22 protein-coding genes and 1 other RNA gene are annotated in these 21,413 nt (G+C 67.7%); 14 read left to right on the top strand and 9 right to left on the bottom strand.

Translation table 11 applies throughout. The features are described from left to right. Positions 1-103 precede the first annotated feature (103 nt). From AC1VVG_RS03470 to AC1VVG_RS03425, 10 genes are all read left to right on the top strand, one after another. The gene (locus AC1VVG_RS03470; protein ID WP_473376267.1) at positions 104-1,489 is read left to right on the top strand and encodes an aminopeptidase P N-terminal domain-containing protein; all 1,386 of its coding nucleotides are present in this window, start codon (positions 104-106) and stop codon (positions 1,487-1,489) included. 37 nt (positions 1,490-1,526) lie between these two features. Then, complete coding sequence (locus AC1VVG_RS03465; protein ID WP_482835251.1) at positions 1,527-2,714, top strand: UbiH/UbiF/VisC/COQ6 family ubiquinone biosynthesis hydroxylase; 1,188 nt, start codon at positions 1,527-1,529, stop codon at positions 2,712-2,714. A 138-nt stretch (positions 2,715-2,852) separates the two neighbouring features. Further along, positions 2,853-3,920 carry a tRNA dihydrouridine synthase DusB gene (dusB, locus tag AC1VVG_RS03460; protein ID WP_006497523.1) on the top strand — a complete coding sequence of 356 codons (1,068 nt, stop codon included), beginning with the start codon at positions 2,853-2,855 and terminating at the stop codon, positions 3,918-3,920. Beyond that, positions 3,917-4,150, top strand: a complete 234-nt coding sequence (locus AC1VVG_RS03455; RefSeq protein WP_006476892.1) for a Fis family transcriptional regulator — start codon at positions 3,917-3,919, stop codon at positions 4,148-4,150. Before dusB ends, AC1VVG_RS03455 begins: the two co-directional genes overlap by 4 nt. A gap of 44 nt (positions 4,151-4,194) precedes the next feature. Beyond that, positions 4,195-5,760: a bifunctional phosphoribosylaminoimidazolecarboxamide formyltransferase/IMP cyclohydrolase gene (purH, locus tag AC1VVG_RS03450; RefSeq protein WP_034187122.1), complete on the top strand. Its 1,566-nt coding sequence runs from the start codon at positions 4,195-4,197 to the stop codon at positions 5,758-5,760. Between the two features lie 151 nt (positions 5,761-5,911). Then, on the top strand, positions 5,912-6,454 hold the full coding sequence (gene ruvC, locus AC1VVG_RS03445) for a crossover junction endodeoxyribonuclease RuvC (RefSeq protein WP_006476894.1): 543 nt from the start codon (positions 5,912-5,914) through the stop codon (positions 6,452-6,454). Positions 6,455-6,618: 164 nt separating this feature from the next. After that, positions 6,619-7,200 (top strand): Holliday junction branch migration protein RuvA, encoded by a 582-nt coding sequence (gene ruvA / locus AC1VVG_RS03440; protein WP_031402135.1) that lies wholly within the window; start codon positions 6,619-6,621, stop codon positions 7,198-7,200. Between the two features lie 108 nt (positions 7,201-7,308). Beyond that, positions 7,309-8,379: a Holliday junction branch migration DNA helicase RuvB gene (gene ruvB, locus AC1VVG_RS03435; protein WP_006483430.1), complete on the top strand. Its 1,071-nt coding sequence runs from the start codon at positions 7,309-7,311 to the stop codon at positions 8,377-8,379. Between the two features lie 23 nt (positions 8,380-8,402). Beyond that, on the top strand, positions 8,403-9,356 hold the full coding sequence (locus AC1VVG_RS03430; RefSeq protein WP_059557350.1) for an oxygenase MpaB family protein: 954 nt from the start codon (positions 8,403-8,405) through the stop codon (positions 9,354-9,356). 152 nt (positions 9,357-9,508) lie between these two features. Then, the gene (locus tag AC1VVG_RS03425) at positions 9,509-10,636 is read left to right on the top strand and encodes a ParB/Srx family N-terminal domain-containing protein (protein ID WP_124669303.1); all 1,128 of its coding nucleotides are present in this window, start codon (positions 9,509-9,511) and stop codon (positions 10,634-10,636) included. Positions 10,637-10,690: 54 nt separating this feature from the next. Here AC1VVG_RS03425 and AC1VVG_RS03420 read toward each other — a convergent pair whose 3' ends face one another. Genes AC1VVG_RS03420 through tyrS form a run of 3 tightly spaced genes read right to left on the bottom strand, consistent with a single transcriptional unit; the run spans position 10,691 to position 13,073 of the window. Beyond that, positions 10,691-11,353: a histidine phosphatase family protein gene (locus tag AC1VVG_RS03420; protein WP_124607873.1), complete on the bottom strand. Its 663-nt coding sequence runs from the start codon at positions 11,351-11,353 to the stop codon at positions 10,691-10,693. A gap of 23 nt (positions 11,354-11,376) precedes the next feature. Then, a complete protein-coding gene (dtd, locus tag AC1VVG_RS03415; protein WP_034182741.1) occupies positions 11,377-11,835 on the bottom strand; it encodes a D-aminoacyl-tRNA deacylase in 459 nt (152 codons plus the stop codon). Beyond that, positions 11,832-13,073: a tyrosine--tRNA ligase gene (gene tyrS / locus AC1VVG_RS03410; protein WP_034187119.1), complete on the bottom strand. Its 1,242-nt coding sequence runs from the start codon at positions 13,071-13,073 to the stop codon at positions 11,832-11,834. The genes dtd and tyrS overlap by 4 nt, the downstream gene beginning before the upstream one ends. Positions 13,074-13,215: 142 nt before the next feature. On the opposite strand from tyrS, the gene AC1VVG_RS03405 reads away from it, so the two are divergent. Further along, positions 13,216-14,364 (top strand): anhydro-N-acetylmuramic acid kinase, encoded by a 1,149-nt coding sequence (locus AC1VVG_RS03405; protein ID WP_482835250.1) that lies wholly within the window; start codon positions 13,216-13,218, stop codon positions 14,362-14,364. Between the two features lie 107 nt (positions 14,365-14,471). Here the strand turns inward: AC1VVG_RS03405 and erpA are convergent, their stop codons facing one another. From erpA to rplM, 3 genes are all read right to left on the bottom strand, one after another. Further along, positions 14,472-14,843, bottom strand: a complete 372-nt coding sequence (gene erpA, locus AC1VVG_RS03400) for an iron-sulfur cluster insertion protein ErpA (protein WP_034187117.1) — start codon at positions 14,841-14,843, stop codon at positions 14,472-14,474. 228 nt (positions 14,844-15,071) lie between these two features. Next, the gene (gene rpsI, locus AC1VVG_RS03395; RefSeq protein WP_006476904.1) at positions 15,072-15,464 is read right to left on the bottom strand and encodes a 30S ribosomal protein S9; all 393 of its coding nucleotides are present in this window, start codon (positions 15,462-15,464) and stop codon (positions 15,072-15,074) included. A gap of 10 nt (positions 15,465-15,474) precedes the next feature. Further along, positions 15,475-15,903 (bottom strand): 50S ribosomal protein L13, encoded by a 429-nt coding sequence (rplM, locus tag AC1VVG_RS03390; protein WP_009687896.1) that lies wholly within the window; start codon positions 15,901-15,903, stop codon positions 15,475-15,477. Positions 15,904-16,210: 307 nt separating this feature from the next. Here rplM and AC1VVG_RS03385 point away from each other — a divergent pair, with 307 nt between their 5' ends. Next, positions 16,211-16,516, top strand: coding sequence for a DUF1090 family protein (locus tag AC1VVG_RS03385; RefSeq protein ID WP_069706505.1), 306 nt, complete (start codon positions 16,211-16,213; stop codon positions 16,514-16,516). Positions 16,517-16,927: 411 nt separating this feature from the next. Then, positions 16,928-17,392 carry an OsmC family protein gene (locus AC1VVG_RS03380; RefSeq protein WP_175028623.1) on the top strand — a complete coding sequence of 155 codons (465 nt, stop codon included), beginning with the start codon at positions 16,928-16,930 and terminating at the stop codon, positions 17,390-17,392. A gap of 70 nt (positions 17,393-17,462) precedes the next feature. On the opposite strand, the gene rnpB is transcribed toward AC1VVG_RS03380, so the two are convergent. From rnpB to pyrC, 3 genes are all read right to left on the bottom strand, one after another. Beyond that, positions 17,463-17,874: RNase P RNA component class A (rnpB, locus tag AC1VVG_RS03375), an RNA gene on the bottom strand. A gap of 12 nt (positions 17,875-17,886) precedes the next feature. Further along, the gene (locus AC1VVG_RS03370; RefSeq protein ID WP_069706504.1) at positions 17,887-18,765 is read right to left on the bottom strand and encodes a DUF3025 domain-containing protein; all 879 of its coding nucleotides are present in this window, start codon (positions 18,763-18,765) and stop codon (positions 17,887-17,889) included. After that, positions 18,762-19,826: a dihydroorotase gene (gene pyrC, locus AC1VVG_RS03365; RefSeq protein ID WP_011350953.1), complete on the bottom strand. Its 1,065-nt coding sequence runs from the start codon at positions 19,824-19,826 to the stop codon at positions 18,762-18,764. The genes AC1VVG_RS03370 and pyrC overlap by 4 nt, the downstream gene beginning before the upstream one ends. 206 nt (positions 19,827-20,032) lie before the next feature. Here pyrC and AC1VVG_RS03360 point away from each other — a divergent pair, with 206 nt between their 5' ends. Beyond that, complete coding sequence (locus tag AC1VVG_RS03360; protein WP_034187113.1) at positions 20,033-20,944, top strand: class II glutamine amidotransferase; 912 nt, start codon at positions 20,033-20,035, stop codon at positions 20,942-20,944. The last annotated feature ends 469 nt before the right edge of the window (positions 20,945-21,413 follow it).

Genomic DNA, 21,413 nt, shown 5'->3' with positions numbered 1-21,413 from the left:
CGGCCCGGCCTGTGGATGGTTTGCAACAACCGCCGCGCGGCCTTCCGGCGCGGCTTCGGGCGCCCCTCTCACGCACCGCGTCGCGCGGCGCTACAATCGCACGATGAATGCGCCCATCGATACCGCCATCGCCGTCGACGTCTACCGCCAGCGCCGTGAACGCGTGCTTGCCGCACTGCGTGCCGCGGGCGGCGGCGTCGCCATCGTTCCCACCGCGCCGGAACTGCTGCGCAACCGCGATACGGCCTACCCGTACCGGTTCGACAGCTACTTCCATTACCTGACGGGCTTCACCGAGCCGGATGCCGTGCTCGTGCTGAACGCGGCCGCGCCGCACGGCGCGCCGGAGTCGATCCTGTTCTGCCGCGGCAAGAACGTCGACCGCGAGATCTGGGAAGGCTTTCACTACGGCCCCGAGGCCGCGCGCGACGCGTTCGGCTTCGATGCGGCATTCGCGGTCGACGTGATCGACACCGAGATGCCGCGCCTGCTCGCCGACGCGGGCACCGTGCACTACCGGTTCGGCGCATCGGCCGACTTCGACCGCCAGCTCGCCGGCTGGATCGACGCGGTGCGCGCGCTGGCGCGCACGGGCGTCGCCGCGCCGGACGCGCTGCTCGACCTCACGCCGCTGCTCGACGACATGCGGCTCGTGAAGGACGAACACGAACTCGCGATCATGATGCGCGCCGCGCACATCTCCGCGCTCGCGCACCGCCGCGCGATGCAGGCGTGCCGGCCCGGCATCCGCGAATACGAACTCGAGGCCGAGCTGCTGTACCTGTTCCGCAAGCACGGCGCGCAGTCGCCCGCGTACGGCTCGATCGTCGCGGCCGGCGCGAACGCGTGCGTGCTGCACTACCCGGCCGGCAACGCGGCCGCGCGGGACGGCGACCTGATCCTGATCGACGCCGCGTGCGAACTCGACGGCTATGCGTCGGACATCACGCGCACGTTCCCGGCCAACGGGCGCTTCTCGCCCGCGCAGCGCACGCTGTACGACATCGTGCTCGCCGCGCAGCAGGCCGCGATCGATGCGACGCGCGCGGGCGTGCCGTTCGAGGCGCCGCACGATGCGGCCGTGCGCGTGCTCGCGCAGGGGTTGCTCGACACCGGCATCATCCCGAAGGCCCGCTTCTCGAGCGTCGACGACGTGATCGCCGAGCGCGCGTACGCGCGCTTCTACATGCACCGCACGGGCCACTGGCTCGGGATGGACGTGCACGACTGCGGCGACTACCGCGAGCGGCTCGCCGCGCGTGACGCCAACGGCGCGCTGCCGTGGCGCACGCTGAAGCCCGGCATGACGCTGACGGTCGAGCCCGGCCTGTACGTGCGCGCGGCCGACGACGTGCCGCCCGAGTACTGGAACATCGGCATCCGCATCGAGGACGACGCGATCGTGCGCGAGCACGGCTGCGAACTGATCACGCGCGGCGTGCCGGTCGACGCCGACGAGATCGAAGCGCTGATGCGCGCGGGCGCATGACCGGCCGCCGACCGATACCACCGTTTCACGAATCAAGATGACGACCGCTTCCCCCCCGGCCACGCCGGACTACGACCTCGCCATCGTCGGCGCGGGCCCCGTCGGGCTCGCGCTCGCCGGCTGGCTCGCGCGCCGCAGCGCGACGCAGCGCGCATCGATCGCGCTGATCGATGCGCGCGAACCGGCCGCGACCGCGAACGACCCGCGCGCGATCGCCGTGTCGCACGGCAGCCGCGTGCTGCTCGACACGCTCGCGTGGCCCGCCGATGCGACACCGATCGAACATATCCACGTGTCGCAGCGCGGCCATTTCGGCCGCACGCTGATCGACCGCGACGAACACGATGTCGCCGCGCTCGGCTATGTCGTGCGCTACGGCTCGATCGTGCAGGCGCTCGCCGGCGCCGTGCGCGGCACGCGGGTCGACTGGCTCACGTCGACCACCGCACGCGCGCCGCAACAGGACGCCGACGGCGTCACGCTGACGCTCGACGGCCCGCAGGGCAAGCGCACGCTGCGCGCGCGCATCGTGATCAATGCCGAAGGCGGGCTGTTCCACGAACAGCAGGCCGATACGGCCAAGCACCGCCGCGACTACGGACAGACGGCGCTCGTCGGCACGGTCACGGTATCGGCACCGCGCCCGAACGTCGCGTGGGAACGCTTCACGCACGAAGGTCCGCTCGCGCTGCTGCCGCTCGGCGGCCCACGCCAGGCCGACTACTCGCTCGTCTGGTGCTGCACGCCCGACGAAGCGGCACGACGTGCCGCGCTGCCCGACGACGCGTTCCTGCGCGAGCTCGGCAGCGCGTTCGGCGAACGCATGGGCGACTTCGTCGCGATCGCCGGACGCGCGTCGTTCCCGCTCGGGCTGAACGCCGCGCAGACCCTGGTCAGCGGCCGCGTCGCGTTCGTCGGCAACGCCGCGCAAACCCTGCACCCCGTCGCGGGCCAGGGGCTCAACCTCGGGCTGCGCGATGCGCATACGCTCGTCGACGTGCTGTCCGCGCAAGGCTTCGAAGCAACCGCGCTCGCGGCCTTCAACGCGCGCCGCGCGCTCGACCGGCGCTTCACGATCGGCGCGACCGACACGCTGGCGCGGCTGTTTACGATCGATTCGGGCCCGCTTCCGCTGCTGCGCGGCGCGGCCCTCACCGCGCTCGAATTCGTGCCGCCGCTCAAGAAGGCGATCGCGCGCCAGATGATGTTCGGCCAGCGCAACTGACGCGCCCAGCACCGCGCGGTTGCGCGCGGCCACGCCAGGCAAACCGGGTCAAATCGGCGGGGCATGGGAATACGGTAAAATGCCCGTTTTCCGTCTTCCCTTCCCCTGCCCGCGCCAGTCGCGGGCGGTGCCATTGCGATGCCCGTTATCGGCCCTCACGTATTGCGTAACAACCTGTTCGTCGCCCCGATGGCCGGCGTGACGGATCGTCCGTTCCGCCAGCTGTGCAAGCGGCTGGGGGCCGGTTACGCCGTGTCCGAGATGGTCGCGTCCAACGCGCAGCTGTGGAAAAGCGCGAAGACGATGCGGCGCGCGAACCACGAGGGCGAGGTCGAACCGATCGCGGTGCAGATCGCCGGCGCCGATCCGGCGATGATGGCCGAGGCGGCCCGCTACAACGTCGACAACGGCGCGCAGATCATCGACATCAACATGGGCTGCCCGGCGAAAAAGGTCTGCAACGTCGCGGCCGGCTCCGCGCTGCTGCAGAACGAGCCGCTCGTGCAGCGGATCGTCGAGGCCGTCGTCGCGGCGGTCGGCACGGGGCCCGATGCGGTGCCCGTCACGCTGAAGATCCGCACCGGCTGGGACCGCGAGCACAAGAACGCGATCACGGTCGCGCGCCTCGCCGAAGCGGCCGGCATCTCGATGCTCACCGTGCACGGCCGCACGCGCGCCGACCTGTACCGCGGCGACGCCGAATACGACACCATCGCGGCCGTGAAGGCGGCCGTTCGGATTCCGGTCGTCGCAAACGGCGACATCACGTCGCCCGCGAAGGCGAAGGCCGTGCTCGATGCAACGGGCGCCGACGCGCTGATGATCGGTCGTGCCGCGCAAGGCCGGCCGTGGCTGTTCCGCGAAATCGATCATTTCCTGCAAACCGGCGAGCTGCTGCCCCCGCCGCGGATCGACGAGATCCAGCACGTGATGAACGAACACCTGGAAGACCACTACGCTTTCTATGGTGAATTCACGGGCGTCCGTACTGCGCGCAAGCACATCGGCTGGTACACTCGCGGCCTTTCCGGCGCCAACGGGTTCCGGCACAGGATGAACACGCTCGATTCCACCCGCGAGCAGCTCGCCGCCGTCAATGCCTTCTTCGAGGCGCAAAAGGCGCTGTCGGACCACCTCGTCTACGTCGATGACGAAGAGGAAAACGGCCAGGGCGAGTCGGACGACCATAACCAGTTAGCAGCATGAGCAAGCACAACATCGAACAATGTGTCCGCGAGAGCCTGGACGTGTATTTCCGGGATCTAGACGGCTCCAATCCGCACGACGTCTATGAAATGGTGATGTCCTGCGTCGAAAAGCCGATGCTCGAGGTCGTGCTCGTACAGGCGGGCGGCAACCAGTCGCTCGCCGCGGAGTACCTCGGCATCAACCGCAACACGCTGCGCAAGAAGCTGCAGCAGCACGGCCTGCTGTAGCCGGCCGTCCCGTCCCCGTTTCCCTGGCTATTGGTGGTTCCATCATGATCAAGCAAGCGCTCATTTCCGTTTCCGACAAGACCGGCATCGTCGACTTCGCGAAGTCGCTGTCCGACCTCGGCGTCAAGCTGCTGTCGACGGGCGGTACCGCGAAACTCCTCGCCGACGCCGGCCTGCCCGTTACCGAAGTGGCCGACTACACGGGCTTCCCGGAAATGCTCGATGGGCGCGTGAAGACGCTTCACCCGAAGGTGCACGGCGGCATCCTCGCGCGCCGCGACCTGCCCGAGCACATGCAGGCGCTGGAGCAGCACGGCATCCCGACGATCGACCTGCTCGTCGTGAACCTGTACCCGTTCGTCGCGACGATCGCGAAGGACGACTGCACGCTCGCCGACGCGATCGAGAACATCGACATCGGCGGCCCGACGATGCTGCGCTCGGCCGCGAAGAACCACCGCGACGTGACGGTCGTCGTCGATCCGGCCGACTACGCGGTCGTGCTCGATGAAATGAAGGCGAACGGCAATACGGTCGGCTACCCGACCAACTTCCGCCTCGCGACGAAGGTGTTCGCGCACACCGCGCAATACGACGGCGCGATCACGAACTACCTGACGAGCCTGACCGACGAGCTGCAGCACGCGTCGCGCAGCACGTACCCGGCCACGCTGAACATGGCGTTCGACAAGGTGCAGGACCTGCGCTACGGCGAGAACCCGCACCAGAGCGCGGCGTTCTACCGCGACCTCGCGACGCCGGCCGGCGCACTGGCGAACTACCGCCAGCTGCAGGGCAAGGAACTGTCGTACAACAACATCGCGGATTCGGACGCGGCGTGGGAATGCGTGAAGACGTTCGACGCGCCGGCCTGCGTGATCATCAAGCATGCGAACCCGTGCGGCGTCGCGGTCGGCAACGACTCGGCCGACGCATACGCGAAGGCGTTCCAGACGGATCCGACTTCCGCATTCGGCGGCATCATCGCGTTCAACCGCGAAGTCGACGAAGCAGCCGCGCAGGCAGTCGCGAAGCAGTTCGTCGAAGTGCTGATCGCCCCGTCGTTCTCCGACGCCGCGAAGCAGGTGTTCGCCGCGAAGCAGAACGTGCGCCTGCTCGAGATCGCGCTCGGCGACGGCCATAACGCCTTCGACCTGAAGCGCGTGGGCGGCGGCCTGCTCGTGCAGTCGCTCGATTCGCGGAACGTGCAGCCGAGCGAGCTGCGCGTCGTCACGAAGCGCCAGCCGACCGCGAAGGAAATGGACGACCTGCTGTTCGCGTGGCGCGTCGCCAAGTACGTGAAGTCGAACGCGATCGTGTTCTGCGGCAACGGCATGACGCTCGGCGTCGGCGCCGGCCAGATGAGCCGCGTCGATTCGGCACGCATCGCAAGCATCAAGGCGCAGAACGCGGGCCTCACGCTGGCCGGTTCGGCGGTCGCGTCGGATGCGTTCTTCCCGTTCCGCGACGGCCTCGACGTCGTGGTGGCCGCAGGCGCGACCTGCGTGATCCAGCCGGGCGGCTCGATGCGCGACGACGAAGTGATCGCGGCGGCCGACGAGCACGGCATCGCGATGGTCCTGACGGGCGTGCGCCACTTCCGTCACTGATCGCATGCGGCCCGCGCGGGCCGAACACGAAAACCCGGCGGCGTCGCACCCGCCGGGTTTTTTATTGCGCGGCGCCATCGCCCGCAACCGGGCGGCCGGCGCGTCGCACCATTCGTTGTAGTATCGCTGCATCAGGCAACTCTCCTCACTCATGCGAATTCTCGGCATCGACCCCGGCCTGCGCGTCACCGGCTTCGGCGTCATCGACGTCAGCGGCCACCGGCTCGCCTATGTCACGAGCGGCGTGATCCGCACGCCGACGGCCGACCTGGCCACCCGGCTCGGCACGATCTTCCAGGGCGTCTCGACGATCGTGCGCGAACATGCGCCCGACCAGGCCGCGATCGAAAAGGTGTTCGTCAACGTGAACCCGCAGTCGACGCTGCTGCTCGGCCAGGCGCGCGGCGCCGCGATCTGCGGCCTCGTCGCGGGCGGCCTGCCGGTCGCCGAATACACGGCGCTGCAGCTGAAGCAGGCGGTGGTCGGCTACGGCCGCGCGACCAAGACGCAGATGCAGGAGATGGTCACGCGCCTGCTCAATCTCTCCGGCCAGCCGGGCTCGGACGCGGCCGACGCGCTCGGCATGGCGATCTGCCATGCGCACGGCGGCAACACGCTCAGCACGCTTGGCGGCCTCGCGCCGGCGCTCGCACAGAAAGGGCTGCGCGTGCGGCGCGGGCGACTGGTCGGCTGACCCCGGCGCGCGCGGTCACCCGGCATGCCGGTTCGGTGCCGCGACCGTCCCGAACGCGCGCGGCGCACCCACGACACGTATCGCCTCGGCCTGACGGCCGGGCCCATCGGCATTGCGCCGCGCGTGCGCTACACTCGCGCTTTATTCCTCTCGTCCCGCCCTCCATGATCGGTCGCATCGCCGGCATCCTGCTCGAAAAGAACCCACCTCATCTGCTCGTCGACTGCAACGGCGTCGGCTACGAAATCGACGTGCCGATGAGCACCTTCTACAACCTGCCGCAGACGGGCGAGCGCATCGTGCTGCTCACGCAGCAGATCGTCCGCGAGGACGCGCATCTGTTGTACGGCTTCCTGACGCCGCAGGAGCGCACGACCTTCCGCGAGCTGCTGAAGATCACCGGCATCGGCGCACGCATGGCGCTCGCCGTGCTGTCCGGCATGAGCGTGCAGGAGCTCGCGCAGGCCGTGACGATGCAGGACGCCGCGCGCCTCACCCGCCTGCCCGGCATCGGCAAGAAGACGGCCGAACGCCTGCTGCTCGAGCTGAAGGGCAAGCTCGGCGCCGACCTCGGTGCGCTTGCCGGCGCCGCGTCGCCGTCCGATCACGCGACCGACATCCTCAACGCGCTGCTCGCGCTCGGCTACTCCGAGAAGGAAGGCCTGGCCGCGATCAAGAACGTGCCGGCCGGCACCGGTGTGTCGGAAGGCATCAAGCTCGCGCTGAAGGCGCTGTCGAAGGCGTAACGCGCGGTCGATCCGGCCGTCGAAACCAGTGTCGCGCGGCGCCGCGCCGCGCGCCAGTCGGCCGTTCGGCCAGGTGGGCCGGACCGCGTCGCGCGGTACAATGGCCGCATGATCGAAACCGACAAACTCGCCACCGAGCAGCGGATCATCGCCGCCACGCCCGCCTCGTCGCACGAGGAGGTGTTCGAACGTGCGCTGCGGCCGCGCCAGCTCGACGACTACGTCGGCCAGGAAAAGGTGCGCGGCCAGCTCGAGATCTTCATCGAAGCCGCCAAGCGCCGCTCCGAGCCGCTCGACCACGTGCTGCTGTTCGGGCCGCCGGGCCTCGGCAAGACGACGCTCGCGCACATTATCGCGCGCGAAATGGGCGTGAACCTGCGCCAGACGTCCGGCCCCGTGCTCGAGCGCGCGGGCGATCTCGCCGCACTGCTGACCAACCTCGAAGCCAACGACGTGCTGTTCATCGACGAGATCCACCGGCTGTCGCCGGTCGTCGAGGAAATCCTGTATCCGGCGCTCGAGGATTACCAGATCGACATCATGATCGGCGAAGGCCCGGCCGCGCGCAGCGTGAAGCTCGACCTGCAGCCGTTCACGCTGGTCGGCGCGACCACCCGCGCGGGGATGCTGACCAACCCGCTGCGCGACCGTTTCGGGATCGTCGCCCGGCTCGAGTTCTACGATGCCGATCAACTGTCGCGCATCGTGCGGCGCTCGGCGTCGCTGCTGAATGCGCAGATCGATCCGAACGGCGCGCTGGAAATCGCGAAGCGCTCGCGCGGCACGCCGCGGATCGCGAACCGGCTGCTGCGCCGCGTGCGCGACTTCGCCGAAGTGAAGGCCGACGGCCAGATCACCGCGGCCGTGGCCGATGCCGCGCTCGCGATGCTCGACGTCGATCCGGTCGGCTTCGACCTGATGGACCGCAAGCTGCTCGAAGCGATCCTGTACAAGTTCGACGGCGGCCCGGTCGGCATCGACAACCTCGCGGCCGCGATCGGCGAGGAGCGCGACACGATCGAGGACGTGCTCGAACCGTACCTGATCCAGCAGGGCTTCCTGCAGCGCACGCCGCGCGGGCGCGTCGCCACGCTGCTCACCTATCGCCACTTCGGACTGTCGGTGCCCGACGCCCGCCGCCCCGAACGCGACGAGTGGGATACCCCCGACGGAAAGTAATCCGTCACCCGAGCCCCCCCGCCATGACGACGCCGCCCAGCCGCCACCCCGCCGCACCCGCACCGGGCCCGCGCTGGGCCGAGCCGATCCGCAGGCGGCTGGTGGCCGGCATCACGCACCTGACGGCGGGCGGCGGCGGGCCGTCGCTCGATCTCTCTTCGCCGCCCGGCGACCCGGGGCTGTTCGGCCCCGATGCCGTCTGCTGGCGCGTGCATGCGGATTTCACGTCGATGATGACGGGCGGCATCGCCGCGCTGCTGCTGCAGGCGCTCCATCCGCTCGCGCTCGCGGGCGTCTGGGATCACTCGTCGTTTCGCACCGACATCCTCGGCCGCTTGCGGCGCACCGCCACGTTCATCACGGGCACGACGTTCGGCAGCCGCGCCGACGCCCTCGCGCTGATCGAGCGCGTGAAATCGATCCACGCGCGCATCTCGGGCACCGCACCCGACGGGCGGCCGTACCGCGCCGACGATCCGGCCTTGCTCGCCTGGGTACACGTCGCGGAAGTGTCGAGCTTCCTGGCCGCGCATCTGCGCTACGTGAATCCGTCGTTGTCGGGCGAGCTGCAGGACCGCTACTACGCCGAAACGGCGTTGGTCGCCGAACTGCTCGGCGCCCAAGGGGTACCGCGTTCGCGCGCCGAGGTCGCTGCCTATCTCGCGCGCATGCAGCCGGAACTCGAGGCCGGGCCGCACACCTTCGACGTGATGGAGATCCTGCTGAATGCGCCGGTCGCGACGCCCGCGCTGCGACCGGCCGCGTCGCTGATGATGCATGCCGGAATCGACCTGTTGCCGCCGTGGGCGCAGCGCATGCTCGGCGTGTCGACGTTCGCGCCGCTGCGGCGCGCGGTAGTCCGGCCCGGCGTACGGGCCGTCGCCCCCGTGCTGCGCTGGGCGCTCGTCAACGGCGCGTCGAAACGCGCACGCCGTCGCGCGACCGCGCCCCCGCCCGACGGCACCCCGTCCGCCTGACGATCCGGCTCTTCCGATCATTTCAATTGGCTGTCAAATTCCTGTGACAAGCTGACGGGCTTGCACCCGCCCACGGTCGTACGCCCCGCCCGTCCCGCCTGCCCGTGATCCGCGCGAGGTCCCGTTCACCCAACCGATACCCGATGCCCGCGATGCTCCGCCTGCCGATCCGTTTCGCCCTCGCCGCCAGCCTGTCCGCCGTCTTCGCCCTCACCGCATGCGGAGGCGACGATATCGCCGCCGTGGCGCGTACCGATGCGCAAACGCCGTCCGGCGGCACCACGACCCCGCCGGCCCCCCCGCCGCCGGCCACCGTCACGCCGCAACCGGGCAAGTGGAAAGCCGCGCGCGCGGGCGACCTGATCGACGTGACGCTCGGCGACCTCCATCCGACACAGGGTGCGATCGGCTACGACCAGATCTATTACAAGCTCGGCCGCTACGAGCTGCAGCCCGACAAGAAGTTCGACGACTTCTGCGCGGACGAAGGGCTCGGCGGTCTCGCATCGGGCGGCTACACGGCCAGGTCGTCACTGCGCGAACCGGCGAGCTATACATGCACGACGACCGACGCGAACGCCCGCGACCGCTCGGTGCTGAACCCCGTCGTGATCGGCCCGAACGGCGATGCGCTGTACCTGACCGACGGCCATCACGGCCTGTCGACCTACTACGAGACGCCCGACGGCGGCCCGGCGCTGCACGTGCACGTCGTCGTCAAGGACAACCTCGGCGACTACTCGGGCGACGCGTTCTGGCAGCAGATGCAAAGCCGCGGTTATCTGCGCCTGAAGAATGGCGAAGGCAAGGCGATCACGGCCGCGCAACTGCCGACCGGACTCGGCCTGTCGCTGGGGATGACGAACGATCGCTACCGGTCGCTCGTCTATTTCACGCGCGACATCGGCTACGGCAAGCCCGCGCAAGCGACCGACTACCTCGAGTTCTACTGGGCCGACTGGCTGCGCGCGCAGCCCGGCACGTTCGCGCTGGCGAGCTACGACCTCGCGCGCGGCGGCACGACCGATCCCGATCCGGCGAAGGCCGACACGGGCTACCTGAATGCGGTCTGGAATGCGTCGACGCGGATGGTCGCGGCAACGGACCCGGTGATCGACGGCAAGACGGGCGCCGATCTCGGGCGCGCCGATGCGATCAACGGCGGGAAGAAATACAGCAAGGGAGAGTTCGACAAGCTGCGCCAGCCGATCACGGCCGACAAGCCCGGCAAGATCGCGTACGCGCTCGACTACAAGACCCGCCACGCGTTGCCGCGGTAAGCGGCACGCGGCGACGAAAGCCCCGACCGGCAACGCCGCACGGGGCCCGTGGACTCAGCGCACCTTGCGGTACCCGTCGTCGTCGCTCGCCGCTTCCAGATGCGACACGTCGGCCCACTGCACGACCTGCGCGCGGCCATCCACGTAATCGACGACGTTGACGCTCGTATTGAGCAACTGGTAAGTGCGCGGCGCCGACAGCTCGATCGCGTTCGCGAAGCGGTACACGCAGTCGAGCACGCCGCCGTGCGCGACGCACGCGATCCGGCCGCCCGGATGCGCGGCGACGATCGGTTCGAGCGCATGCAGCACGCGGTGATAGAACGCGCGCTGCGACTCGCCGCCTTCCGGCGCGAAGCCCGGATCGCGCGTCTGCCAGGCCGCGTAAGCGTCCGGGAACAGCGCCTCGATCTCGGTGCTGTCGTGCCCCTGGAACGCGCCGTACGAGCGTTCGCGCAGCCCTTCGCGCAACTGCAGCGGCAGACCGAGCGCCTCGGCAAAAGGTTGCGCGGTCTGTTGCGCGCGCATCAAGTCGCTCGAATAGATCGCGTCGATCCGCGCGCCGTCGCGCGCCTCTCGTTCGAGCCGGGCCGCCAGCCGCTTCGCCTGTGCGAGGCCGGTGTCGGCCAGCGGGATGTCGATATGACCCTGGATGCGCTTGATGCGGTTCCAGGCCGTCTCGCCATGGCGGATGAAAAGAATCTGCGTGCTGGCCATCGCCGCGCGTCTCCGGGAAAGAATCAGGGCCGCACTTGCAGCCAGAACGTCACGGGGCCGTCGTTGACGAGCGACACCTGCATGTCGGCGCCGAACTCGCCCGTTTCGACGACCGGATGGCGCGCCCGCGCGGCCGCGACGAAATAGTCGAACAGCCGCGCGCCTTCGTCGGGCGGCGCGGCCGGCGTGAAGCTCGGACGCAGCCCGCTGTTGGTGTCGGCCGCCAGCGTGAACTGCGACACGAGCAGCAGCCCGCCCGCGCGGCCCGCGCCGTCGATGTTCGACACCGGCAGGTTCATCTTGCCGGCTGCGTCGCTGAACACGCGGTAGCCGAGCATCTTCGCGAGCAGCTTGTCGGCTGCCGCGTCGGTGTCGCCGCGTTCCGCGCAGACCAGCGCGAGCAGGCCCGCGCCGATCTCGCCGGTCGTCCGGTCGCCGACGCGGACGTCGGCGCGCTTCACGCGCTGGATCAGCGCGATCATGCGGTCAGCGTGACGCGCGCGAAGCGGCGCTTGCCGACCTGCACGACGAACTCGCCGGCTTCGACCTTCAGGCCCTTGTCCGACACCGTCGCGCCGTCGATCTTCACGCCGCCCTGCTCGATGTTGCGCAGCGCTTCGCTCGTCGACGGCACGAGGCCGGCCTGCTTCAGCAGCTGGCCGATCGCCAGCGGCGCGCCGGCGAGCGTGACCGCCGGAATGTCGTCCGGCACACCGCCCTTCGCGCGATGGTTGAAGTCCTCCAGCGCGCGCTCGGCATCGGACTGCGAGTGGAATCGCGCGACGATTTCCTGCGCGAGCAGCACCTTGAAGTCACGCGGGTTGCGGCCGCCTTCGGCCTCGCGCTTGAAGCCGGCAATCTCGTCGAGGCTGCGGAACGACAGCAGCTCGAAGTAACGCCACATCAGCGTGTCCGAGATGCTCATCAGCTTGCCGAACATGTCGGTCGGCTTCTCGCTGATGCCGACGTAGTTGCCCTTCGACTTCGACATCTTCTCGACGCCGTCGAGACCCTCGAGCAGCGGCATCGTCAGGATGCACTGCTGTTCCTGGCCGTACTGCTTCTGCAGCTCGCGGCCGACCAGCAGGTTGAACTTCTGGTCGGTGCCGCCGAGCTCGAGGTCGGCGTTCAGCGCGACCGAGTCGTAGCCCTGCATCAGCGGGTACAGGAATTCGTGGATCGAGATCGGCACGCCGCCCTGGAAGCGCTTCGTGAAGTCTTCGCGCTCGAGAATCCGCGCGACCGTATAGCGCGACGCGAGCTTGATCATCCCGTCCGCGCCGAGCGGCATCGACCATTCGCTGTTGTAGCGGATTTCGGTCTTTTCACGATCGAGCACGAGGGCGGCCTGCTCGAAGTAGGTCTTCGCGTTCGATTCGATCTGCTCGCGCGTGAGCGGCGGGCGCGTCGCATTGCGGCCCGACGGATCGCCGATCAGCGACGTGAAATCGCCGATCAGGAAGATCACCGTGTGGCCGAGGTCCTGCAGCTGACGCATCTTGTTCAGCACGACCGTGTGGCCGATGTGGATGTCGGGCGCGGTCGGGTCGAGGCCGAGCTTGATGCGAAGCGGCGTGTTCGTGGCCGCGCTGCGCGCGAGCTTCTGCGCGAACTCTTCCTCGATCAGCAGTTCGTCGACGCCGCGCTTCGTGACGGCGAGCGCATGCCGGACTTCGTCGGTGATCGGGAAAACAGGCTTGGAACTGGGTTCGGTGCTCATCGGTGCCGGGAAGAATGTCGCAAAAACAGGGATTTTCCCATAACTTGCGCGCGCATCGCTTAACGGCGCGTCAGGTTGCGCGGATAATCGGGCGCAAGGCGCGCGGCACCGGCCCGCGCCGCACGATCCAGGAGAACCCAACGTGCCGCAACGACAGCCGCAAAATGCCCATCCGGCCGACGGCATCTACTTCGGGCTGATGTCGGGAACCAGCATGGACGGCGTCGACGGCGTCGCCGTGCGTTTCGAGGCCGGCCGCGCGCCGGTCGTGCTCGCGGAAGCGTTCGTCGGCTTCGCGCAATCGCTGCGCGACGCGTTGTTCGCGCTGCAACAACCCGGCGACGACGAAATCGACCGCGAATCGCTCGCGGCGAACGCGCTCGTCACGCGCTATGCGGTGTGCTGCCACGAATTGCAGCGCACGGCCGGACTGTCCCGCGACGAGATCCGCGCGATCGGCGTGCACGGGCAGACGGTGCGTCATCGCCCCGAGCGCGGCTATACGCGGCAGCTCAACAACCCGGCGCTGCTCGCCGAACTGACCCAGGTCGACGTGATCGCCGATTTCCGCAGCCGCGACGTGGCCGCCGGCGGCCACGGCGCGCCGCTCGCGCCGGCCTTCCATGCCACGGTGTTCGGTGCGCCCGGCGAAACGCGCGTCGTCTGCAATCTCGGCGGGATCAGCAACATCACGATCCTGCCCGGCGACGGCGGCGACGTGCGCGGCTTCGACTGCGGCCCCGCGAACGCACTGATCGACGCATGGGCGACCCGCCATCTGGGCAAGCCGTACGACGACGGCGGCAAGTTCGCCGCGCGCGGCACCGTGCACGCGCCGCTGCTCGATGCACTGCTCGACGAACCGTATTTCGCCGCGCCGCCACCGAAAAGCACCGGCCGCGACCTGTTCAATCCCGCATGGCTCGGCGCGAAGCTCGCCGCGTTCGCCCAGGTCGCGCCGGAGGACGTGCAGGCAACGCTCACCGTGCTGACCGCGGTGTCGGTCGCACGCGAGGTGGCCAAACACGCGTCGGGCTGCAAGGCCGTCTTCGTCTGCGGCGGCGGCGCACGCAATCCGGTGTTGCTCGACGCGCTGCGGCACGCGCTGCGCGAGGCCGGCGTGCCGGCCACCGTCGATACGACGGCGGCGCTCGGCGTGCCGCCGCAGCAGGTCGAGGCGCTCGCGTTCGCGTGGCTTGCGTACCGCTTCACCGCGCGCCAGCCCGGCAATCTCGCGACGGTTACCGGCGCAGCCGGCAATCGCGTGCTCGGCGCGCTCTATCCGCGCTGACGCGAGACCTGCGGTGCGGCGGACGCAGCACGGCAGACGGGTATAAAAAAACGGGGCATGAAGCCCCGTTTTTCATGCCGGCGAACCGGTGCGGATCGGATGCGCGCTCAGACCGAGAACGACGAACCGCACCCGCAGGTGGTGGTCGCGTTCGGGTTCTTGATCACGAACTGGGCGCCGTTGAGATCGTCCTTGTAGTCGATCTCGGCGCCGACCAGATACTGGTAGCTCATCGAATCGATCAGGAGCTGGACGCCGTTCTTGTCCATCACGGTGTCGTCCTCGTTGACTTCCTCGTCGAACGTGAAGCCATACTGGAAGCCGGAGCAGCCGCCACCCTGCACGAACACGCGCAGCTTGAGGTCGGGGTTGCCCTCTTCGTCGATCAGTTGCTTGACCTTGTCGGCCGCCGCGTCGGTAAAGACAAACGGAAGCGGCATATCGGTCGTCGTTGCTGCGGATTCGGTAACAGCGTTCATTCGAACTCTCCAAAAAGCTTTAGCCGCTATTGTAGGGCCGATCAGAAGATCGTGCTGAAGTCCATGAAATCAATAGGTTCTTGTCGATTTCGTCAAACGTGCCCGCGCGGGCGGCCGCGGCGGCGGCCCGGGACAGGCAAAAAGCGGGCATAAAAAAACCGCCAGCGTGGAAGCTGGCGGTTTTTCCGGCGGACGCCACCCGAGGGGCGGCGAGGCCATGAAGCGGAATTAACGCTTCGAGAACTGCTTTGCGCGGCGTGCCTTGCGCAGACCGACCTTCTTACGCTCGACTTCACGCGCATCGCGCGTGACGAAGCCTGCGCTCGACAGCGACGGCTTCAGCGTCGCATCGTAGTCGATCAGTGCACGGGTGATGCCGTGGCGCACTGCGCCTGCCTGGCCCGTTTCACCGCCGCCGTTCACGTTCACCTTGATGTCGAACGTCTGGCCGTGGTTCGTGAGTTCCAGCGGTTGACGCACGATCATCAGCGACGTTTCGCGCGAGAAGTAGTCAGCGATGGGCTTGCCGTTGACGATGATGTCGCCCTTGCCAGCCTTGATGAAGACACGTGCGACTGCGCTCTTGCGGCGGCCCGTACCGTAGTTCCAGTTACCGATCATGTGGGTCCCCTTAGATCTCGAGCGCCTTCGGCTGTTGAGCCGAGTGCGGATGCGTCGCTTCTGCGTAGACCTTCAGCTTCTTGATCATCGCGTAGCCGAGCGGGCCCTTCGGCAGCATGCCCTTGACCGCCTTCTCGAGCGCGCGGCCCGGGAAGCGTTCTTGCATCTTGCCGAACGTCGTTTCATAGATACCGCCCGGGTAACCCGAGTGACGGTAGTACTTCTTGTCCAGCGTCTTGTTGCCCGTGACCTTCAACTTGCTCGCGTTGATGATGATGATGAAATCACCAGTGTCGACGTGCGGGGTGAACTCAGGCTTGTGCTTGCCGCGCAGACGGCGTGCCACTTCGCTGGCAACACGGCCGAGAACCTTATCCGTCGCGTCAATCACGTACCATTCGCGCGTCACCTCATGGGCTTTTGCGGAAAACGTCTTCATGATCGATCCAAAAAAAATGCTTTGCCCGATGTGTTCTTCCTGCTTGTCTGTGTGCGCTTCGAGGCGCGGTGCAGGCTCTCCCTGTTCTTTTTCCGTGGGCATGAAAGCGGAAAAGCCCTGAATTATAAAGGAAATACGGCGAAGCGGTCAAAGGGAATCCACGTCCCGTGTCCGCGGCGGCCGAAATGGGCCAAAATTCGGTCGTGCCCCAACCAGCCAGGCGAACCGAGCGTCTGGGGCGGCACCCGTCGACGCGCGGCACCTGACCTTGCCGCGCCCGACCGAACCCGGAAAACAACAAACAAGCATGATGAAACAAAGACTTACGCCCTTTCTCGCAGCCGCGCTGCTGGCCATCGCGGCGCCTGCCGTCGCCGCTCGCACCGGCTGCGAAGCCAAGCTCGACGCGCTCGATGCGCGCATCGCCGACGCCCGGAACGCTCATGCCGAGGATCGCGTCGCCCGCCTGCGCGCGGTGCGCGAACGCGTCCGCCACTTCTGCGCGCGCGGTCACGGCCATGCGTCAGCCGTCCATGCACCTGCGCCTGACACGCGCTCGCGCGGCGCGGCGCCCGACGCGGCATCGCCGCCTGCCGCACGGCAGCCCGCGTGACGCTGCCGGCGCGCGCAAGCCGCGCGCCGATGTTTGCACGGGACGAAAAAAAGCCCGAACGGATGGTTCGGGCTTAATCCACCTTAGGAGGAGGGTGGAGGAGACATTCGGAGGTTGCCGCAGCGCGACAACCAATGAGGCTCATTATACGAATGCGTCGCCGACTGAACAAGAAAATTTGCATGGCGAAATCCAAAACCATAATGCGAAATTCACGACGTGACGCTCGAAAACAATGATTTTCCCTTTTAAATCAATGGCATGATTCCGACGCCCGGGAACCGGAATCTCCGTCATCTAGAGCAAAACCCCTAAAAGAAGCAGGGAAATTGCCGTCGGACGCCCTGCCCGCACGGCGCCGGCATTGCACGTCGTGCAGCGCATCAGCCGACCGTTGCGCTGCGGGCTACAATGCCGGATCGAATCCGAATCAGGCAACGCTGGAGTGCAAGCATGGAATGCAAAGTAAGCTGGATGGGCCAGGACGGCATGGCGTTTTCCGCCGAGACCGGCAGCGGGCATCTCGTCGCGATGGACGGCGCGCCCGAGGGCGGCGGCCACAACCTCGCGCCGCGTCCGATGGAAATGGTGCTGCTCGGCACTGGTGGCTGCACGGCCTATGACGTCGTGCTGATCCTGAAGAAGAGCCGCCAGGAAGTCACCGGCTGCTCGGTCACGCTGAAGGCCGAGCGCGCGAGCGAAGACCCGAAGGTGTTCACGAAGGTGCACTTCCACTTCACCGTCACCGGCCGCAACCTGAACCCGGGCACGGTCGAGCGGGCGATCAACCTGTCGCACGACAAGTACTGCTCCGCGTCGATCATGATCGCGAAGACGGCCGAACTCACGCATTCGTTCGACATCGTCGCCGCCTGAACGCACCGCGCGCACGCATGAAAAAAGGGCCGGCGCTCCGCAAGGAGACGCCGGCCCTTTCGCATTCGAACGGCAAAGCAGGCCGATAAGCCGGATTCTGTGCACGCCGCGCGCCGAAGCGCGCCACGCGTGGCAGCCATTCCTCTAGGCGCGCCATTGCTGACGCGCTCAAGCTTCCTACCCGCAGGCGAGACGGGGGCCCCGTCCTGCATCCGAAGATGCACGCCTGCCTACTTGGAATTGCTCCGGGTGGAGGTTACCGTGCCGGCGGACGTCGCCGTCGCCGCGGTGCGCTCTTACCGCACCGTTTCACCCTTACCTGATCCCGGCTTGCGCCGGGCCATCGGCGGTTTGCTTTCTGTTGCCCTGTTCCGCGTGTCGCCACGGATGGCCGTTAGCCATCACCCTGCCCTGTGGAGTCCGGACTTTCCTCGCCCTCGCGCGCCCGAAGGCGGCGAGGCCGCGACTGCCTGGCCTGCTTTGCGACGCGCATTCTAGCACTGCGCGCCGCCACCGGCAGCACGCACGCGTCGGCCGCTGCGGAATACCGCCGGATCGTCATAAAACGCGGCATCGGCATTCGCGGCGCACCAGCCCGGTACGCCGAGTACCGGCAGCGGCGCGAAATCGCGGCTCGTCAGCGCGCGCGTCGCGAGTTCGGCGGCCACCCGCGTGTCGACATGCGCGTTGCGCTGCGCGTCGGGCCATGAAAAATAGTCGGCGCTCACTTCGACGATCCACGTGTGCGCGGTGCAGGACTTGTAAGGCGTCACGAGCTGTTCGAGCAGCGCATGGCCGACGAGCCGCGCTTCGCAGCGCGTGCCCCACGCGTCGCGCGCGGCGACCAGCAGCCGCGGCCAGTCGAAGCCGCGCAGCGCAGCGGCGAGCGCGCGGTCGGCCGTGACGAACAGCGCGGCGTTCTCGTCGAACAGCGTGAGCGCGTCGCGCAGCGAACCGCGCACGGGCCCGACACCGCCCGCCGCCTCGATCGCGGCGGCCTGACGCGCGTTCAGCGCGGCCTTGGTGCGCGGATACGCGAACCAGACGAGTGCATTGAAGAAGTCGTGAAGATGGTGGCGAGTCGGCACCCCGCCGGTGTCGGCGACATGGGTTTCGTATGCGATGCCGGGCGGCAGCGCGGCCTGCGGCACGAACCGCAGCGGCCTGCCGCGACCGCTGACACGCGCGCCGTCGCGCAACGCGCCATTCAGCGCATCGAGCAGCGCGGCGTCACCCGCCAATACGGCCGCCTGGACGGCGCGGCCCGGCTCCGCATAGGGTCCGAGCCACGGCGCGGACCAGTCGATCCGCGCGAAATCCGCCGCCATGCGGCCGGCCGCATGGCCGGACCCACGCGGCGGCGCAACGGTCACGCCAGTTTCCAGCCGATCGTCTCGCCGCCGCGCAACGGCACGACCGGCGTGTCGCCCGCGAAGATCTCGCGCGGCAGTTCCCACGCCTCGCGGCGCAGCGTGACCGTCTCGGCGCTGCGCGGCAGCCCGTAGAAATCGGCGCCGAAAAAGCTCGCGAACCCTTCCAGCTTGTCGAGCGCGCCGGCCGTGTCGAACGCTTCCGCGTACAGCTCGAGCGCGTGCAGCGCCGTGTAGCAGCCGGCGCAGCCGCACGCGGTTTCCTTCGCGTCGCGCGCGTGCGGCGCGCTGTCGGTGCCCAGGAAGAAACGCGGGTTGCCCGACGTCGCGGCCTCGACCAGCGCCACGCGATGCGTTTCGCGCTTCAGCACGGGCAAGCAGTAGTAATGCGGGCGAATCCCGCCGACGAACAGCGCGTTGCGGTTGTACAGCAGGTGATGCGCGGTGATCGTCGCGCCGAGCAGGCCGGGCGCCGCGTCGGCGTCGCGCACGTAGTCGGCCGCGTCCTTCGTCGTGATGTGCTCGAACACGACCTTCAGGCCCGGGAAATCGCGGCGCAGCGGCGTCATCACGCGGTCGATGAACACCTTCTCGCGGTCGAACAGGTCGATCGACGCATCGGTCACCTCGCCGTGCACGAGCAGCGGCATGCCGGTTTCCTGCATCGCCTCGAGCGTCTTCGCGCATTTGGCGAGATCGGTGACGCCGTGGTCGGAATTCGTCGTCGCGCCGGCCGGGTACAGCTTCACGCCGTGCACGAAGCCGCTTTCGCGCGCGCGGCGGATCTCGTCGGGCGGCGTGTTGTCGGTCAGGTACAGCGTCATCAGCGGTTCGAACGTCATCCCGGCGGGCAGCGCGGCGAGGATGCGCTCGCGATAGGCCTGCGCCTGCGCGGTGGTCGTCACCGGCGGTTTCAGGTTCGGCATGACGATCGCGCGGCCGAACTGACGCGCGGTGTGCGGCAGCACGGCGGCCAGCATGTCGCCGTCTCGCAGGTGCAGGTGCCAGTCGTCGGGACGGGCGAGCGAGAGCGTCGCCGGGGAGGAAGCGTTCGAGGCAGTCATAGGAGGCGTCGTGAGGAACGTGCTTGCCGTTGGCGGGGCCGGAACACGCATGCGCGGGCCGACTGACGGCAAACCGCAACACGGGACCTTTGGCCAGCGGAATCCGCTTTTTACCGCTCAGGGCTCGGTGATATGCTTGAAGCCGCATTGTACCGGGGTTCGCCCGGTTCGTTACCCCCCCGCTTCAGCCTGCCGCCCCAAGTAAAATGTGCCAACTCTTAGGAATGAACTGCGCCGCGCCGACGGACGTCACATTCTCCTTCACAGGTTTCGCGGCCCGGGGCGGGCTGACCGATCACCATGCCGATGGCTGGGGCATCGCGTTCTTCGAGGACAAGGCCTGCCGCCTGTTCATCGATCACCAGGCATCGGCCACGTCGCCGATCGCCGAAATGGTGAAGCGCTACCCGATCAAGTCCAAGAACACGATCGCGCACATCCGCAAGGCGACGCAGGGGCACATCCTGCTCGAGAACAGCCACCCGTTCATGCGCGAGCTGTGGGGCCGGCACTGGATCTTCGCGCATAACGGCGACCTGCAGGACTATGCGCCGAACATGGACGGCAGCGTCTACCACCCGGTCGGCACGACCGACAGCGAACAGGCGTTCTGCGTGCTGATGCAGGGGCTGCGCGAGGCCTTTCCCGGCGCGCAGCCGCCGCTGCCGGAGTTGTTCGAGCGCGTCGGCGAACTCACGCGCGGGATCACCGATCACGGCGTGTTCAACTTCCTGATGTCGAACGGCCAGGCGCTCTTCGCGCACTGCTCGACGCGCCTGCACTATCTGGTGCGGCGCTGGCCGTTCTCGACCGCGCATCTCGTCGACGAGGACCTGTCGATCGACTTCGCGAAATACACGACGCCCGAAGATCGCGTCGCGGTGATCGCGACGCAGCCGCTCACCGACAACGAGGTCTGGACCGCGTTCGAGCCGGGCGAGCTGATCATGTTCCAGTGCGGCGACGTCGCCGCGCGGATGCAGATCCCGGTGCCCGAGCGTGTGCTCGAGAAACTGCGCAACCCGGCGCTCGACGCATCGGCGTCCGCGCCGCGCGAGGTCCGTGAGGCACTCGCCACCGCCGCCGACGGCGACTCCGACGACGCAATCGATTTCTGAACCCGGTACGGCACGCGCCGCAACCTGCGTCCTTTCCGCTCGAGCGAACCTCGCGTCGAGGCCGACGCATCCCTTACCGGTGAAAATCGGCGCGCCTCGGCCGATGCCGTTTCACTCGGGCCGCCATTCGGCGCAATGAATCGGCACCATGAGAAATTCGCTTGATTTTATTAATTTACAAGCGAAAATAAAAAACAATCAAATCAAGAAACGGCAAATTCCTCCCATTAAATATAATCTCGGGCGCGCATTCTAGCTTATCGGTTGCCATCAATCCGTGCGGTATCCCACCCACCCCACCGGCCATTCCTGATTTTCACCCCAGCCTCCGGGTCCATTGACCTGCATGGCTTTCGGTTCGATTAACCACACAAATCAAAAATACAACCCACTACGGTTGGCATCCCCACATTTCCCGATTTCTCGATAATCGACCGTGCTCCGAATCAGTAGACTCCGCCCATCGCTG

Source organism: Burkholderia sp. L-4 (assembly GCF_056856535.1).
The sequence above is the reverse complement of the archived record's forward strand: the minus strand, read 5'-3'. Positions and strand labels throughout refer to the sequence as shown.

Coding starts and splice junctions, on each gene's coding strand:
- AC1VVG_RS03465 (WP_482835251.1), top strand. CDS start 1,527: ATGACGACCGCTTCCCCCCCGGCCACGCCGGACTACGACCTCGCCATC.
- ruvC (WP_006476894.1), top strand. CDS start 5,912: ATGCGAATTCTCGGCATCGACCCCGGCCTGCGCGTCACCGGCTTCGGC.
- tyrS (WP_034187119.1), bottom strand. CDS start 13,073: ATGAGCACCGAACCCAGTTCCAAGCCTGTTTTCCCGATCACCGACGAA.
- AC1VVG_RS03420 (WP_124607873.1), bottom strand. CDS start 11,353: ATGGCCAGCACGCAGATTCTTTTCATCCGCCATGGCGAGACGGCCTGG.
- erpA (WP_034187117.1), bottom strand. CDS start 14,843: ATGAACGCTGTTACCGAATCCGCAGCAACGACGACCGATATGCCGCTT.
- rpsI (WP_006476904.1), bottom strand. CDS start 15,464: ATGATCGGTAACTGGAACTACGGTACGGGCCGCCGCAAGAGCGCAGTC.
- AC1VVG_RS03425 (WP_124669303.1), top strand. CDS start 9,509: ATGCTCCGCCTGCCGATCCGTTTCGCCCTCGCCGCCAGCCTGTCCGCC.
- AC1VVG_RS03470 (WP_473376267.1), top strand. CDS start 104: ATGAATGCGCCCATCGATACCGCCATCGCCGTCGACGTCTACCGCCAG.
- rplM (WP_009687896.1), bottom strand. CDS start 15,903: ATGAAGACGTTTTCCGCAAAAGCCCATGAGGTGACGCGCGAATGGTAC.
- ruvA (WP_031402135.1), top strand. CDS start 6,619: ATGATCGGTCGCATCGCCGGCATCCTGCTCGAAAAGAACCCACCTCAT.
- AC1VVG_RS03430 (WP_059557350.1), top strand. CDS start 8,403: ATGACGACGCCGCCCAGCCGCCACCCCGCCGCACCCGCACCGGGCCCG.
- dusB (WP_006497523.1), top strand. CDS start 2,853: ATGCCCGTTATCGGCCCTCACGTATTGCGTAACAACCTGTTCGTCGCC.
- pyrC (WP_011350953.1), bottom strand. CDS start 19,826: ATGACTGCCTCGAACGCTTCCTCCCCGGCGACGCTCTCGCTCGCCCGT.
- AC1VVG_RS03455 (WP_006476892.1), top strand. CDS start 3,917: ATGAGCAAGCACAACATCGAACAATGTGTCCGCGAGAGCCTGGACGTG.
- AC1VVG_RS03385 (WP_069706505.1), top strand. CDS start 16,211: ATGATGAAACAAAGACTTACGCCCTTTCTCGCAGCCGCGCTGCTGGCC.
- ruvB (WP_006483430.1), top strand. CDS start 7,309: ATGATCGAAACCGACAAACTCGCCACCGAGCAGCGGATCATCGCCGCC.
- AC1VVG_RS03360 (WP_034187113.1), top strand. CDS start 20,033: ATGTGCCAACTCTTAGGAATGAACTGCGCCGCGCCGACGGACGTCACA.
- purH (WP_034187122.1), top strand. CDS start 4,195: ATGATCAAGCAAGCGCTCATTTCCGTTTCCGACAAGACCGGCATCGTC.
- AC1VVG_RS03380 (WP_175028623.1), top strand. CDS start 16,928: ATGCCGGATCGAATCCGAATCAGGCAACGCTGGAGTGCAAGCATGGAA.
- dtd (WP_034182741.1), bottom strand. CDS start 11,835: ATGATCGCGCTGATCCAGCGCGTGAAGCGCGCCGACGTCCGCGTCGGC.